Below are 15,557 nucleotides of genomic sequence, written 5' to 3' on the forward strand. Positions count from 1 at the left end.
TTGCCGCCCAGCCCGTGCTTCTGACAGGGCGATTAGGCGGCGATAAGCTGTGGTAAGAAGGATACCTGAACCACAAGCACCATCGAAAATCGTTTCCGATAGCGGATCCGACGAGTTCACGAAGGCCTGATCGACGGCGAGCATCGCCAAATGACGTGGCGTATAATAGGCGCCGTCCTTGGCTTGCTGCTCGTCAGTAAGAAAGGACTCATACAGTCCAGAAAGCAGCTCAACAGGGATATAGCTGAAGTCGTAGTTCCAGAAGTCACCTTGGCCGGTGTTCATGTCGGTGCGGCGAAGGAACCGATTGATAAGGTCAAAACCGTCATCCGCCAATGCGGTCCAAGGATTGTGGCGATCTTCACCCAGGAAATCGCCGTTAAAGTCTGACCTCAATGAATCAATCAGAGTTCGCAGTCCTTTTCGGGCGCCTGCCTTAACCAAGTCGTGCAATTGCTTCACCTGGCGTCGATCGCGATAAGTGGCTCCCACGATCTCGCGGTGTTCGAGGTAAGAGACGAAAAGCACTTGACCCATGAGCAGCTCAGCCAAATGCCGAAGATCGTGCTCCGTCGAAGATGCGGAAAAGCCATGCTCCGCTAATTTCGAAACTATTGTGGAGAGATTGGCGAGTAATTTGCGGTCAACTCTCGCCCTGACGTCAAACCAATTTGGCACACGCCGGGTAACGTTGGCTGAGGCTATATCAAGAGCGGAAAAAGGCCCATCCGGTCGGGCGTCACTTAATGAAAATCGCTCGCCAGCATTGGGTAGCTTTCGAGCTGGAAGTGCGAGAGCCTCCTCACCTTTCAACTCGATCACAACGGTGGCCAGATTCTGATTCCAGATGCGCTTGCGGGCTTCGTCAAGCGCTTGCGTCGAAAGAGGTTTGCTATCGTCACCGACGAACACAACTGTCGGCACGCCTTCGACGTCGAAAACTGCCTGTGCCCGAATTGCCCCATCCGGCTTAAGGAGAGTCTTGAGTTCGAGAGCGTAAGGATGGGTTTCCGGAACCTCCTGTCCGCGACGGTGCAAGACTGCAGGCTCGGCATTATAGCCAAGCCTTTCCAGCCAGTTATGGACCGACTCCGCGCTCACAGAAACCTCTCTTCTGACGATAACTCATTAGAGAACATATCAAGAACAAAGAGTGCTTGCAAAGGTCTTGTATATTGAATGCGGCCTGACCAACGGTACGCGTTCATACAGACCGCCTCCGGTCCGTTTCGCCTGCTTTGGCAGTGTGGTTAGTTCGGTAAAGATTCGGTAGGGAGAAGAGATCGAACTGTCCTTGTGCTGTTGCGGGGTCGGGCAGTGCAAATCCATCTCGCAGAACATGCAAATGTGGATCTACTTGGATAAGCAGAATGTCACCGGAAGGCAGGGAGCCCCCTGCCTCTATGAGCGTCCAGCCGTCAGGGCTCAGGACAAGCTTCGCGCCCCACAATGATATGAAAGACCGATTGCCCAGATCCCGCCGAAGCTGAGTAAACGACGCTTTATGGGCTTGTAGCTCCAGATTAAAACGTTCGCGCAGCAACACAGCGATCCGTAACACCAGGACCGTTTGCCAACTGAACTTGGCGGGCGAACCCTTCTGCTTGGGCCGCACATCAGCGGATATAAGGTCGCGCCGACTGGTCCACTCTCGAAGCTTTTCCGTCGAAAGGCCTGTCAGTTTCGTTGCAACAGATGTGGTCACGTAGCGCAGCAGAAATCTCCAAAAAAAGGGTAGTGTACCCTATCTGTGATTTAGAACGGGTATCATGCCCTATGTTCTGCGTAAACTCTCTTCGTTTTATGCGCGGTGAAGACGCGCGGTGTGCTGCGAGGTCGGCCTCGATTCAATGAGCATCTGCTCGATCGCGCTCTGCCGGGATTGCCGATCCAGTGTGTAGGTGTTGCGCCTGAACTCTGCACCTTCCAGAAGGGCCTTTACATAACCAGCGACCGTATCTGCAGCCATGATCAGCGTGGAGTCGAGGGTGTGGACATATTTGCTGGTCACCGATCCCTTGGCGTGGCCGATGAGTGCGGCGATCGTGATTTCGGTGAAACCAAGATCGTTGGCCATGCTGGCGAAGCTGTGCCGCAATACGTGGGGCGTCACATCCCAGAGGGGCGTGTCCTTGAAGAGCTTCTTCCAGCTTTGGGGGAAATTACCAACTGCATTGTCGATGTCCTGGCCGGGAAAGACATAGGTTCCCGTCCGGTGCGGGCGTTCCTTCTCCAGATATTCCACGACCGGCAATCCCACGGGGCGAACCGTCGCGCCTTCCTTGCTGTCGGCCAGACGCAGGCAGCTTCCTTCGAGATCGACAGCGCTCCACTTGAGGTTGACAATTTCACCGCGCCGACAGCCTGTCAGCGCGATGAGCCTGAGGATGTCAGCGTGTATCCGGAGTTGGTTGCTTCGGCACCCCTGCCGGAGAATGTCGCCCAGCGTCCGATACTCGGATTCGCTGAGCCGCCGGTCCCGAACCTTGTACTTCGGTTTGCGCAGTCCGTGTGTCGGGTTGTGTTCGATTATGCCCGCCTCGACCGCATAGGAGAAGACGCCGCCCAATAGCCCCATCGTTCGGATCGCAGTGCCCGCGCCGCCACGTACAATCGCCTTGCCGCGGAGCTTTTCGGTTTTCACCGTGACGCGCGTGTTACCAGCGATGATGTCCTTCATGAGATTGTTCATGTCCGGCTTGGCGATGTCTCGCACGCGCCGGGTTCCGAGAAGGGGAACGATATGCCGCCGGAGGCGGCCCACATCGGTCGCGATGGTTGTTTCCTTTTTGGGGCGACCGCCTTTGCCAAGAATGAGTCCGGCTTCCATATCTGCGATGTACTGCTCGCAAAGCTGCTTGATGGTGAGCGCTCTGCGCTCTTCTTCCCGTTCTTCCGCAGGATCACCGCCATGCGCTGCCCGCCCGAGCAGGGCCTTCGCCTCGCGGCGCGCGGTTTCCGGTGTCCACAGGCCATGAAGGCCGATAGTATAGCGGCGGGATCGTCCTCGCGACCGGTACTGGACGATGTAGCTGCGCTTGCCAGAGGGATAGACACGCAGGCCGAAGCCTGGGAATTCATCATCCCAGACAACGTGGCCCTTGCTCTGCGGCGCGACCGCTTCCACAAACCGTTTGGTGAGTTTCGCCATGCTCCTGTTCCCTGCCGAGCCCGGATTTCACGTAAGCACCACGCAAGCACGCGGACGGAAACCAAGGCGTATTCTCGGATAGAGGTTTCGGAGAGACGATCAGAAAAGTCTAGTAATTACAGTCGGATATCGTGCTCTGGCGTACCCTATCGTGCATTTCGGATAGGTCCTTAAACAAGCTCCGAAGGCAGAGGTCACAGGTTCGAATCCTGTCGGGTGCACCAGCTTTTCCTGTCCTGCGCGGTTCTCTTATGTCGTTGGTTTTTCGCGATGTTGCGATTGACACCGCCCCGGCTTCGCTCCAGCCCCTGGGGCAGGGGAGCACGATGTCCGATCGCCGATCGCAACTTGTCGAAGCCATGACCGGGGTCGCTGCGGGCGATCGTGCTGCGCTTCACACCGTCTATGACATGACATCGGCCAAGCTGTTCGCCACCATCGTGCGGATCGTACGCGGCCGCGAGCGCGCCGAGGACCTGCTGCAGGAAGTCTATGTCAAAGCCTGGCGACGCGCAGGCAGGTTCGATCCCGCCAAGGGCAGCCCGATCACCTGGCTGTGCACCATCGCCCGCAACACCGCGCTCAACGATCTGCGCCGCGAAAGCCGCAGCGCCGAGCTGGCGGGCGACGAACTGCCCGAGGTGGCCGACGAGACCGTGCTGCCCGCCGACGACTGGCTGTGTGCGAGCGAAGACAGCGCGGCACTGGCGCGCTGCCTCGAGGAATTGCAGTCCGACCATCGCCGCTCGATCAAGCTCGCCTTCTTCGACGGCTTCAGCCATTCCGAACTCGCGAACCGGCTCGATGTCCCGCTGGGCACGATGAAAAGCTGGATCAGGCGCGGGCTCGCCGGGCTGAAGGGTTGCCTGGGTGGCTGACGCAACCGACCCCGCAGCGACCGATCCCTTCATCCGGGCCGGCGAATATGCGCTCGGCGTGCTCGAGGGCGGCGAACTTGCCTCGGCGCAGCGCGACCTGCTGGCCGATCGCAGCTTTGCCGAGGCGGTCGAATGGTGGGAACACCGCTTCGCCGCGATGGCCGAACAGGCGGGCGAGTATCGGCCTTCCGCCTCGGTCTGGCGCGGCATCGAGGCGCGGCTCGATGCGGAGAGCGCCGCCGCCGACGCCGCCACAGACAATGCGGTGCCCCTTGCGGCCCGCCGCGCGTCGAACTGGAGTTTGGCGGCGCTCGTCGCCGGCGGAGCCATGGCTACCGCTGCGCTGGCGCTGTTCCTGATCACGCCGCGCCCGGCGGATGTCGTCGCCCCCGATATCGCCGCCGCGCCCGCCGAGCAGCTGATCGCCCAATTGCAGGATCCCGAGACCGAGCGCCGGCTGGCGAGCGTCGTCGATGTCGAGAACCGCAGGCTGGCGCTCACCATCGCCGGGCTCGAGGCCGCACCGGGCCAGACTCCCGAACTGTGGGTCATCCCCGCGGGCGGCGCACCCGTATCGCTGGGCGCGATCCCGCAGAGCGGCCGGTTCCAGCGCGATCTCTCGGCGGCGGAAAGCGCCCTGCTGGTCGGAGGCGCTTCGCTTGCGGTCACCTTCGAGGAAGACAGCGGCGTTCGTCACGAGACCCCGACCCTGCCCATCCTGCTGGTCGGAGAGCTCGACCGCGTCTGAGCTTTGAGGCGATAAATACCTCGAACTTTCAGACACCTGCTTTCTAACTGAAACAATTTTTTCGGGTCCTGCATCCACTGCGGCACCTGCGGGGTAGCTGTGCACGCCTTCCGCAAAGGAAGGCAGCCGAGACCCGCGGGGTTTCGCGCAGCATGGTCTGCCGAGGACCCTGCTGGGGAGGGGATGTCCCGCGTCGATCGGCTTTCTGGTCCATAAGGAAAGAAAGCACTATGATCATCACAACCAACGGCCGCCTTGCGGCAACACTGCTGGCGGGTACCGCCATGTTCGCCATCGCCTCTCCCGCGCAGGCCGATCCGACCCCTGAATGCAATGATTCCGCTGTTAACGCGACCGAGTGCGGTACCGATGCAACCGCGACCGCACCGGGCGCGACCGCGGTCGGCAATGGCGCCATCGCCGATGGTGTCGATGCCGTCGCCGTGGGCAGCGACGACGCGGGCGCCGCTCCCGCCACCGCCACCGGCCCCTCGACGACCGCGATTGGCGGCGAAAGCCTCGCCAGCGGCCCCGGTGCCACCGCGCTTGGCTGGCGCGCCGTGGCCGATGCCGAACGCGCAACCGCGCTGGGTCACCTGGCCACCGCGCAGGGCGTCCGCTCCACCGCAGTCGGCGAGAACGCCGATGCACAGACCGATTTCAGCACCGCGATCGGCAATGAATCGATCGCCAACGGCGTCGACGCATTGGCTGTCGGCGATACCGCTGTCGCCATGGGCAATTCGACGACGGCCGTTGGTGGCGAGAGCGTGGCGATGAACCCGGGTTCGAGCGCGTTCGGCTGGCAGGCACTGGCGACCGGCGAACGGTCCACTGCGATCGGCCATCTCGCGCAATCGGGAGGCTTCGCATCAACCTCGATGGGTGAAGCTGCCGCAGCGCTTGGCCGTGGCGGGATTGCCATCGGCGGCAACACCGACGGCGGCGCTTTCGGCGCACTGGCAACCGACGATGCCGGCATCGCGCTCGGCAGCGACTCCGAAGCACGGCAGGTCGGGGCCATTGCCATCGGCAGCGATGCGGATGGTGATGGCGACGGTGCCGTCGCCGACGGCGTCGATGCACTGGCGCTCGGCGCAGATGCCATGGCGATAGGAAACTCGACCACGGCGCTGGGCGGCGAAAGCCTTGCCAACACCCCCGGCTCGACCGCGCTCGGCTGGCAGGCGCGGGCCACCGGCGAAATGGGCACCGCGGTCGGCCACCAGTCCACCGCCTCGGGCGACCAGAGCTTTGCCGGCGGCGAGGATTCTGTCGCCTCGGGTGACAACTCCGTGGCCATCGGCAACACCGCGCAGGCAACCGGCGGCGATTCGATCGCCATCGGCGGCAATCGCGATGGCGCTACCGGCTTCTCGACGGTAGCCAGCGGGCCTTCGACCACGGTGGTCGGCGGCCAGTCTTCGGCAATCGGTGCCGGTGCCACCGCCTACGGCTGGCGTGCCAATGCCACCGCCGAGCGGGCCACCGCGCTTGGGCATCTTGCCACCGCATCGGGCGTCCGCTCGGTTTCGGTCGGCGAAGGCGCCACCGCGAGCGGCGACGGTTCGATTGCCATGGGCAATCTGGCGGTCGCCTCGGGTGTGAACTCGGTGGCGATCGGCAATGGCGCCACCGCGACCAATGACGGCCAGGTCGTGGTCGCCTCGCTGGGCGCCAGCAGCACCTCGCAGATCGGCCCGATCGCGGTTGTCACCGCGGATGCCAACGGCACGCTGGGGGTCAGTTCCTCCGCCGGGCTGAGCAACCTCGCGAGCTTCTCCGCGGTACAGACCAACAGCACCGCGATCATGGGCAATTCGATGATGATCGCGGGCAATTCCGCCGCCATCTTCGACCTCCAGGATCGTCAGAGCGTGCTGTTCGATCTGGCAGCCGAGAACAACACCCAGGCCCGCCGCGCCAATGAAGGCGTGGCGCTCGCCCTGGCGATGGAATCGCCGGTCATCATGCCGGGCAAGACCTTCGGCGTGGCCGGTGGGTTCGGCTATTACAACGACCGCGTTGCCGGCTCGGCATCCTTCGGTCTGCGGGTCAGCGAAAGCACCGCGGTGACCGGTGGTATCGGGGTCGGCTTCGACTCGGGCGAGGTCGGCGCGCGCGCCGGTTTCCAGGCTTCCTGGTAAGCCGCGCACCGGTTCGAGGGAATTCCTGCGGACCAGGAAGGAGGGGGCGGGGCATCATGCCCTGCCCTCTTTTTCGTCGCCCGTCCGGGCGAAGCGGACGATTTCAAAAACCGCTCGTGACGATTCGATTACAAACTGCCTCGCAATGGCCTATGGTGCGCCTATATGGCGAGCCCACAAGCCAGCGGGAAGGTTAAGCGTCGAGGCGCGTATGAACAGCTCGATTTACGAATTCGCCGATCTGCCCACCCCCAAGCCGGGGTTGCGGCCAGGTACGGTGCAGGCTGCGGGGCGTCCGCGGCGTTCGGATTCGCGGCGGCTGACTTCGCGCCGCGCGCGGATCGGGGTGATCTACAACCCGCGCAGCCACCGCAACCAGGGCCAGGACCTGGCGCTGGGCGAGCGCCATCACGTGATGGTGGCGACGCCCGAAAAGCGCAGCCAGATCGCCGCCGCGCTGGCCGATTTCGCCTCGGGCGGGATCGACTATCTGATCATCAACGGCGGCGACGGCACGGTGCGCGATGTGCTGACCTGCGGCTATGCGGTGTTCGGCGACGAGTGGCCGCTGCTGGCGGTCCTGCCCAAGGGCAAGACCAATGCGCTCAACGTCGATCTCGGTGCGCCGGCGGACTGGACGCTGCGCGATGCGATCGATGCGTTTACCGGCGGCACCACCGTTACGAGGCGCCCCCTCGAGGTCGCCGCGCTCGACGGGCGCAGCGCGCCGCTGCGCGGGTTCATCCTCGGTGCGGGCGCTTACACGCTGGGAGTCCGCGCGGGGCAGGACGCGCACAGTTTCGGCTTTTTCGACAGTCTCGCGGTGGGCATGACCACTGCCTGGGGCGTGCTCCAGGTGGTGTTCGGGACCGACCGCAATCCCTGGCGTCGCGGCGTGGGGATGGACCTGCGGCTGCTCCCTGAGGGGCGGAATCTGCCGCATTCGGGGCATGGCGATCCGGCGCGCCGCGAGGTGCTGCTGGCATCGACGCTGCGCCGCCTGCCGCTGGGGATCAAGCCTTTCGGCCCGTCCAGCGATCCGGCGCGCGATCCGGCGCGTGACGGGGTGCCTGCGCGAGACGGGCTCCGCTTCGCGGTCATGGATCGCCCCGGACGCCGCCTGATGGCTTGCCTGCCCGCGATCCTCGCCGGCTGGCAGCCACGCTGGCTGGAGCGGGCCGGGCTGCATCAGGGCGCCGCCGACGCTTTCGAAATGATCGTCGACGACCAGTTCATCCTCGACGGCGAGGCCTTCCCGGCGGGCAGCTACCTCGTCTCGCAGGGGCCGGAACTCACCTTCGTCACCGCGTGAGCGCGACGCTCCCAGCCCGCATCGCCGCCATGGCCGAGACCACGGCGCGCCCCGAGGTGCTCGCCTTTGCGCGAATGCTGGCCGAGGAGGCGGGTGCCAGCGCGGTGCTGTTCTACGGCTCCAACCTGCGCAGGGGTTCGCTCGAGGGGGTGCTCGATTTCTACCTGCTGCTGCCCGGCCCTCAGCGCGAGCGGATCTGGCCGCGGGTAAGCTATCGCGAATGGGCGCACGGCGGCGCGACGTTGCGCGCGAAAATCGCCACCATGTCGCTCGAGCAATTCGCCCGCGCCGCAGCAGGGCGCTCGCACGACACCACGATCTGGGCGCGCTTCGTCCAGCCCTCCGCGCTGGTCTGGTCTGCCGACCAGCCTGCCCGCACGCAGACGCTCGCCGCGCTCGCCGAAGCAGCGCAGACCGCCGCGCGGCTCGCAGCCGCGCTGGGCCCCGCACAGGGCCCCGCGCAGGACTATTGGCGCGCGCTGTTTCGCGCCACCTACCGCGCCGAATTCCGGATCGAGCAGCCGGGTCGCGAGGAGTCGATCCTCTCGGCCAATCCGGCGCATTTCGCAGGGTTGCTTGCTTTGGCGTGGGAGGCGCAGGGGCTCGGGTTCGAGCGCGAGGGCGAACGCCTGCGCCCGCAGCTCTCCGCGTCCGAACGCCGTAGCTTGCTGCGCTGGTGGCGCCTGCGCCGCCGCGCGGGCAAGCCGCTCAACATCCTCCGTCTCGCCAAGGCGACCGCGACCTTCGAGGGCGCGGCGGCCTATGGCGCGTGGAAGCTAGAGCGGCACACCGGGCTGAAGCTGGAAGTCACGCCGTTCCGAGAAAAACACCCGCTGCTGGCGATGCCCGGCGCGGCATGGGAATTGTGGCGCGCTCGGAGCAGCCGACGCGGCTAGGATCGACCCGCAGCCAATTCGCGATCACATGTAGCGCATGTTGATCGTGATCCGCTCGACGCCGCTGCCGACATCGAAGCCGACCTTCTTATAGCTCGGCTTGCCCAGATTGAAGATGTTGATGCTGGGGTTGTTCGACATCGCGCCGCCATCGGTCGACAGATCGGTCTTGCCGTTGTTGTTGACGTCGTGGCGCACCGCGATCCCGTAATGGCCTGATGCGGGCAGCGGGACGCAGACCCGCATCGTGCCGGCGCGCGCCGGCATCTCGATGCGGTTGATCCAGCGGCCCTTGTTCAGCCAGTCGCGGTCGGTCGCGCGATAGCTCTGGATCCGCATGGTGCCGCGGCTCTGCGAGACGCCGTTGATCGTCACCATGACCGAGGGGCCTGCCCCTGCGGCGCATTGCGCCGGGTTGTTTGGAATGGTCTGGCGGTACTGCGCCTGCGCGGTAACCGCGGTCGCGCCAAGCGCGAGGGCAAGCGTTCCGCCAAGGGCGATGAAAGTCCTGTTCATGTCGATTGTCCGAATTGCCGGAGGCGCAGCCTCCCGATTTGCATCTGTTGTGGGCCTTTGGCCCTGAATTGCGGCTGAATTGACACGCGTTGCGGTTGCCGGGCGGGTGCCGGGCGGGTGCCGGGCGGGTGCGGGGCCAGTGCAGGGAGTGTCCCGCAGCGGCACAGGTCTTCCGCGAACCGGGGAAAACACATGGCCACCGCCTTGTTAACCGCACTGTCACCCCGGTAACGCCGCCACGTCGACCCTCGCCACGGTCCCACCATGCCCATGACCACACCTCTGATTGCCCCCTCCATCCTTTCCGCCGATTTCGCCCGGCTGGGCGAAGAGGTGCGCGCGATCGACGCGGCCGGTGCGGACTGGATTCATGTCGATGTGATGGACGGCCATTTCGTCCCCAATATCACCATTGGCCCGCAGGTGATCAAGGCGCTGCGTCCGCACAGTACCAAGCCCTTCGACGTCCATCTGATGATCGCGCCGATCGACAGCTATCTCGAAGCCTTCGCCGAAGCGGGCGCCGATCACATCACCGTCCATCCCGAGGCCGGGCCGCATATCCACCGCACGCTGCAGGCGATCCGCGGGCTTGGCAAGAAGGCGGGCGTGGTGCTCAACCCGGGCACCCCGGTCGAGGTGCTCGACAATCTGATGGACCTGGTCGATCTGGTGCTGGTGATGAGCGTCAACCCCGGCTTCGGCGGGCAGAGCTTCATCTCCTCGCAGCTGGCCAAGGTCGAGGCGATCCGCCGCCGCATCGACGCCACCGGGCGCGCGATTCATCTCGAGGTCGATGGCGGGGTCAATCCCGAGACCGCGCGCCAGTGCGTCGAAGCCGGCGCCGATGTGCTGGTTGCTGGCTCCGCAACCTTCACGGGCGGGCCCGATCGCTACGCGGCGAACATCGCCGCGCTGAAGGGCGCCTGATGGACGACGGCCTGCGCACGCTCAAGCGCTCGCACGAGCACGAGCAGGGCGCCGGGCCGAGCGCGGGCAGTATCTTCCCGCTTGGCACCGATGAAGAACCCACCGCGCTCCCCGCGGATGACGCGACGCTCACCGAAACCCCCCCGCTCGACAATTCGCGCGCGCTGGCGCTGGCCGATTTCGCCCCGGTCGCAACGGGTCCGGTCGATGCGGCGCTGCGCTGGGCCTATCGCATCGGCGTGCCCGGCGCGCTGCTCGCCGCGCCGTTCCGCAAGCCCGCCAGATTGCGCCTGCTCGCCACCGTCGAATCGCCGCTCGCGGGCGACCGCGCCGCGGGTATGGCGCTGCGCTCGGGCCATTTCCTCGTCCATGGCGTTCGCGCGCCGATCGCGCAGATGGATTTCAGCTCGTCCGCGCGGCTGACCCCGCCCTTTGCGCGCGTCGTCCACGGCTTTTCCTGGCTGCGCGACCTGTCGTGCGCGGCCTCGCGCGAACAGGGCGTCCCCGCGGCGGAACGCGTCATTCTCGCCTGGCTCGATGCCAATGCCCCGCCCCGCAGCGGCGGCGCGGTGGCCGATCTGGGCGCGCATTTCGCCCATATCGGTCGCGGTCCGGCCTGGACCGTCGAATGCGCCGGGCAGCGGCTGCTGGCGTGGCTGGTCCATGCCCCGCTGGTGCTGTCGGGCGCGAATGAGCGGCTGCGCCCGCGCGTGCTCGAAGCGATCGCCGCCACCGCGCGCTGGCTCGATCGCCATGTCGAACGCGCCGAGGACGGGCTGGGCGCGCTGACCGGCTGGTGCGCGATTGTTGCCGCCGGGCTGTTGCTCCCCGATGGTCGCCCGCGGCGGTTGTTCGGCGAGGCCGGGCTGTTGCGCGCGCTCGGCGAAGCGGTCAGCGACGATGGCGGGATGCTGTCGCGCAGCCCGCTGGCGCAGATGGATGCGATCGCGCTGCTGATCGATCTGCGCGCCTGCTACGAAGCGGTCAAACGCACCCCGCCGCGCGCGCTCGACACCATGCTGGCGATGCTGTTGCCGCCGCTGCTGGCGCTGCGCCACGGTGATGGCGGGCTGGGCTCGTGGCAGGGCGCGGGCGCGACCTCCGCCGCCACGCTCGCCGCGCTGGTCGGAGCCAGCGGAGTGCGCGCACGCCCCGGCAAGGACATGCGCCAATGGGGCTACCAGCATGTCGCGCACGGCAAATCGGTGCTCCAGTTCGATGCCGCGCCGCCGCCGCGCCGCCGCCATGCGCGGTTCGGCTGCGCCTCGACGCTGGCGTTCGAATTTTCGCAAGGGCAACACCGCATCATCGTCAATTGCGGCGGCGCCGCGCTTGCCGGGGGGCAGGTACCAGCGCGGATCGAGCAGGGGCTGCGCGCCACCGCAGCGCATTCCACACTGGTCCTCGACGATGCCAATTCCACCGCGGTCCTGATCAAGGGCGAGATCGGCAAGGGGGTCGAGGAAGTCGACATCACCCGCGCGGTGATCGAACAGCCCGCCCGTCGCAACGGCCAGCCGGGGCGCAAGGGCACCAGGCTCGAAGCCTGCCACGATGGCTACGCCTCGCGCTTCGCGCTGATCCACCGCCGGATCCTCGTGCTGTCCGAGGATGGCCGCGAATTGCGCGGCGAGGATGTCCTCGATCCGGCGGGCAAGCGCGGCCAGCGCGGCAAGATCGGGTTCGCGATCCGCTTCCACATCGGCCCCGGGATCGAACTGGGGCTGTCCGAAGACCGTCGCGGTGCCGGGCTCGCGCTTCCCGATGGCAGCTATTGGCAGCTGCGGCTGGGCGGCGAGGACAGCGAGCTCGCGATCGAGGAAAGCCTGTGGGTCGATGGGCAGGGTCGCCCGCAACCGATCCAGCAACTGGTCGTCGAGGGCCTTGCATCGCGCAGCGGGGGACATTTCCCCTGGCTGCTCAAACAAATGGGGTAATTGCGTTGAGCGAAGTGAAAATCGAACGGGCGCTGCTGTCGGTGTCCGACAAGAGTGGATTGGTCGAATTGGGCCGCGCGCTGGCGCAGCGCGGGGTCGAGCTGGTCTCGACCGGCGGTACCGCCAAGGCGCTGCGCGAGGCGGGGCTGGAGGTGCGCGACATTTCCGACCTGACCGAATTTCCCGAGATGATGGACGGGAGGGTCAAGACGCTGCACCCCAAGGTCCATGGCGGGCTGCTCGCGGTGCGCGACAATCCCGAACACGCCGCCGCGATGCAGGCTCACGGGATCGGCGCGATCGATCTGGTGGTGGTCAATCTCTACCCCTTCGCCGCCACCGTCGCCAAGGGCGCCGAGCGGCCCGAGATAATCGGGAACATCGATATCGGCGGGCCGAGCATGATCCGCTCGGCAGCGAAGAACCACGCCTTCGTCACCATCGTCACCGATCCTGCCGATTACGACGCGCTGAGCGCCGAACTCGACGCGCGCGATGGCGCCACCGGGCTCGAGTTTCGCCGTCGCATGGCCGCCAGGGCCTATGCCGCCACCGCCGAATATGATTCGATGATCGCCAGCTGGTTCGCGCTCGCCGATCAGGGCGAGATGTTCCCCGAACGGATCACCGTGCCGTTCCGCAAGGGCCAGGCGCTGCGCTATGGCGAGAACCCGCACCAGAAGGCGGCGCTCTACCTGCCTGCCTTCGCGCCCAATGGTTCGCTCGCCGATCATCAGCAGGTGCAGGGCAAGGAGCTGTCGTTCAACAATCTCAACGATGCCGATGCCGCGCTCGAGCTGGTCGCCGAATTCCGTGACGGGCCGCCCACCGTGGTGATCGTCAAGCACGCCAACCCGTGCGGCGTGGCGAGCGGTGATACCCTGATCGAGGCCTATAATGCCGCGCTGCAATGCGACAGCGTCTCGGCCTTCGGCGGGATCATCGCGGTCAACCGCCCGCTTGACGGCCCCACCGCCGAAGCGATCGGCGAGATTTTCACCGAAGTCGTCTGCGCGCCCGCTGCCGACGATGCGGCCAAGGCGGTGTTCGCGAAGAAAAAGAATTTGCGGCTGATCCTCACCGGCGATCTGCCCGACCCGGCGCGCGGCGGGATGATGCTTCGCACCATCGCCGGCGGCGCGCTGCTGCAGTCGCGCGACGACGGTGCGATCACCGCGGCGCAGCTCAAGGTGGTGACGAAGCGCGCACCGACCGAACAGGAACTCGCCGACTGCCTGTTTGCCTGGACTGTGGCCAAGCACGTCAAGTCGAACGCGATCGTCTATGCGAAGGATGGCGCGACCGCGGGCATTGGCGCCGGCCAGATGAACCGCCGCGATTCGGCGCGGATCGCGGCGTTGAAGGCGCGCGAAGCGGCTGAAACCTACGGCTGGGCGCAGCCGCGCACGCAGGGTTCGGCGGTCGCCTCGGACGCGTTCTTCCCATTCGCGGACGGGCTGCTCGCTGCGGTCGAGGCCGGCGCCAGCGCGGTCATCCAGCCGGGCGGCTCGATCCGCGACGACGAGGTCATCGCCGCCGCCGACGCCGCCGGTCTGGCGATGGTCTTCACCGGGATGCGCCACTTCCGCCATTGAATTGCCTGAACGGCGCACGACATGGGCATTAAGCGAACGGCAAAGTCGGGGGCGCTAGGCCGGGATGGAACACACAACAGAAAGACCCCGCCATGACCCTCTCCTCCAGAAATCTCTACGTGAACTTCGCGCTCGGCTTCCTCATCGGCGGCCTCGCAGTGGCGTTGAACAACCCTGAGATGAGCGCAACCCTCACAAGCGCACTCGCGTAATCTTGAAAAAAATACTCCCCGCCGCCGCCCTGATTTTCGCCATTTCGGCGTGTCAGCAACCCGTCGTCGCAGCCGCCAGCGTGGTCGCTGCACCCCAGGCGGCGCGGGTGGCGGAAGAAGGCTCCGGTCTGCAGACCGCAATCTTCGCGGGTGGTTGTTTCTGGACCGTCGAGGCGGTTTTCAGCCATGTAGAGGGCGTCCAGAGCGCGGTGTCCGGCTATCATGGCGGCACCAAACGCCAGGCCTCCTACAATCTCGTATCGAGCGGCATCACCGATCATGTCGAGGCGGTGAAGGTGGTCTACGATCCCAAGGTGATCCGTTACGACCAGCTGCTGCGGGTCTTCTTCTCGGTCATCGCCGATCCGACGCTCAAGGATCGCCAGGGTCCCGATCGCGGCCCGCATTACAACGCGGAGCTGGTGCCGCTGACCGCCGAGCAGCGCCGGGTCGCCACCGCCTATCTCGCGCAGATGAAGCGTAGCGGCAAATGGGACGCTCCGATTGTCACCCCGGTCGCCGCGGCCAAGACTTTCTACCCCGCCGAAGCCACGCATCAGGATTTCGCGCTTCGCAACCCGCGTCATCCCTATGTCGTGCGCTGGGATGTGCCCAAGCTGGCGGCGCTCAAGCGGCTGTATCCGGGCGTCTATCGCTCCGAGTTCAAACCAGGCTGAACCCCCGCCAGCTTGCAAGCGCGCATCACCCGGCTTACCTCGGTGGGATGGCAACCAAGATACACCAGCACGCCGAGCATTCGGGCGAGGATCTCGCCGCCGCCGCGCAGCGCACGCTGACCGAGGCGGGCGAACAATGGACCGGGATGCGTGCCTCGGTGTTCGAAGAGCTCGCGCGCCACGATCGCCCGGCGTCTGCCTACGACATCGCCGACAATCTTTCGGCCTCGCGCGGCAAGCGGGTCGCGCCCAACAGCGTCTATCGCATCCTCGATCTGTTCGTGCGTACCAATCTCGCCAACCGGATCGAAAGCGCGAACGCCTATCTGGTCAACACCCACCCCGGATGCCGCCACGATTGCATCTTCCTGATCTGCGACGATTGCGGGAAAGCCAGCCATCTCGACGATCGCCGCGTGACCGATGCGCTGCGTGCGGCCGGGCAGGATGCCGGTTTCGCCGCAGTGCGCCCGGTAGTCGAGCTGCGGGGCTTGTGCCAAAGCTGCGCCGCCTGAGCGGCAATCGTCTGAATGTTCCCGGCGATATCGCGTTCATCGA

General features: G+C 65.6%; 13 protein-coding genes. 10 read left to right on the plus strand and 3 right to left on the minus strand.

What is annotated here, in order from left to right; genetic code table 11:
* Together A9995_RS12925 and A9995_RS12930 are read right to left on the minus strand one after the other, a co-directional pair.
* The coding region (locus A9995_RS12925; protein WP_145916955.1) for an N-6 DNA methylase at positions 1 to 1,101 on the minus strand (1,101 nt) is incomplete at its 3' end.
* Between the two features lie 700 nt (positions 1,102 to 1,801).
* Positions 1,802 to 3,151, minus strand: coding sequence for a site-specific integrase (locus A9995_RS12930; RefSeq protein WP_067613688.1), 1,350 nt, complete (start codon positions 3,149 to 3,151; stop codon positions 1,802 to 1,804).
* Between the two features lie 326 nt (positions 3,152 to 3,477).
* Between A9995_RS12930 and A9995_RS12935 the strand changes: the two genes are divergently transcribed.
* The 5 genes from A9995_RS12935 (at position 3,478) to A9995_RS12955 (ending at position 9,132) form a co-directional block, all read left to right on the plus strand.
* A complete protein-coding gene (locus A9995_RS12935) occupies positions 3,478 to 4,029 on the plus strand; it encodes a sigma-70 family RNA polymerase sigma factor (protein ID WP_067613887.1) in 552 nt (183 codons plus the stop codon).
* Entirely contained in the window at positions 4,022 to 4,777 is a 756-nt protein-coding gene (locus A9995_RS12940; RefSeq protein ID WP_067613691.1) for an anti-sigma factor domain-containing protein, read from the plus strand. Before A9995_RS12935 ends, A9995_RS12940 begins: the two co-directional genes overlap by 8 nt.
* 230 nt (positions 4,778 to 5,007) lie before the next feature.
* Complete coding sequence (locus A9995_RS12945) at positions 5,008 to 6,924, plus strand: hypothetical protein (protein ID WP_067613693.1); 1,917 nt, start codon at positions 5,008 to 5,010, stop codon at positions 6,922 to 6,924.
* Between the two features lie 211 nt (positions 6,925 to 7,135).
* Complete coding sequence (locus A9995_RS12950) at positions 7,136 to 8,236, plus strand: diacylglycerol kinase family protein (RefSeq protein ID WP_067613695.1); 1,101 nt, start codon at positions 7,136 to 7,138, stop codon at positions 8,234 to 8,236.
* Entirely contained in the window at positions 8,233 to 9,132 is a 900-nt protein-coding gene (locus A9995_RS12955; protein ID WP_369815851.1) for a hypothetical protein, read from the plus strand. Before A9995_RS12950 ends, A9995_RS12955 begins: the two co-directional genes overlap by 4 nt.
* 24 nt (positions 9,133 to 9,156) lie before the next feature.
* Here A9995_RS12955 and A9995_RS12960 read toward each other — a convergent pair whose 3' ends face one another.
* A complete protein-coding gene (locus tag A9995_RS12960) occupies positions 9,157 to 9,648 on the minus strand; it encodes a DUF2141 domain-containing protein (protein WP_067613699.1) in 492 nt (163 codons plus the stop codon).
* A gap of 270 nt (positions 9,649 to 9,918) precedes the next feature.
* Between A9995_RS12960 and rpe the strand changes: the two genes are divergently transcribed.
* The 5 genes from rpe (at position 9,919) to A9995_RS12985 (ending at position 15,514) form a co-directional block, all read left to right on the plus strand.
* On the plus strand, positions 9,919 to 10,578 hold the full coding sequence (gene rpe / locus A9995_RS12965) for a ribulose-phosphate 3-epimerase (protein WP_067613889.1): 660 nt from the start codon (positions 9,919 to 9,921) through the stop codon (positions 10,576 to 10,578).
* Positions 10,578 to 12,515 carry a heparinase II/III family protein gene (locus A9995_RS12970; RefSeq protein ID WP_082992715.1) on the plus strand — a complete coding sequence of 646 codons (1,938 nt, stop codon included), beginning with the start codon at positions 10,578 to 10,580 and terminating at the stop codon, positions 12,513 to 12,515. Before rpe ends, A9995_RS12970 begins: the two co-directional genes overlap by 1 nt.
* 5 nt (positions 12,516 to 12,520) lie before the next feature.
* Positions 12,521 to 14,110 carry a bifunctional phosphoribosylaminoimidazolecarboxamide formyltransferase/IMP cyclohydrolase gene (gene purH / locus A9995_RS12975; RefSeq protein ID WP_067613701.1) on the plus strand — a complete coding sequence of 530 codons (1,590 nt, stop codon included), beginning with the start codon at positions 12,521 to 12,523 and terminating at the stop codon, positions 14,108 to 14,110.
* A gap of 214 nt (positions 14,111 to 14,324) precedes the next feature.
* Positions 14,325 to 14,999, plus strand: a complete 675-nt coding sequence (msrA, locus tag A9995_RS12980) for a peptide-methionine (S)-S-oxide reductase MsrA (RefSeq protein WP_082992716.1) — start codon at positions 14,325 to 14,327, stop codon at positions 14,997 to 14,999.
* A gap of 47 nt (positions 15,000 to 15,046) precedes the next feature.
* Positions 15,047 to 15,514, plus strand: a complete 468-nt coding sequence (locus A9995_RS12985) for a Fur family transcriptional regulator (protein WP_067613705.1) — start codon at positions 15,047 to 15,049, stop codon at positions 15,512 to 15,514.
* Positions 15,515 to 15,557: the final 43 nt, after the last annotated feature.

The sequence above is a fragment of the Erythrobacter sp. QSSC1-22B genome, assembly GCF_001678665.1.
GTDB lineage: Bacteria > Pseudomonadota > Alphaproteobacteria > Sphingomonadales > Sphingomonadaceae > Qipengyuania.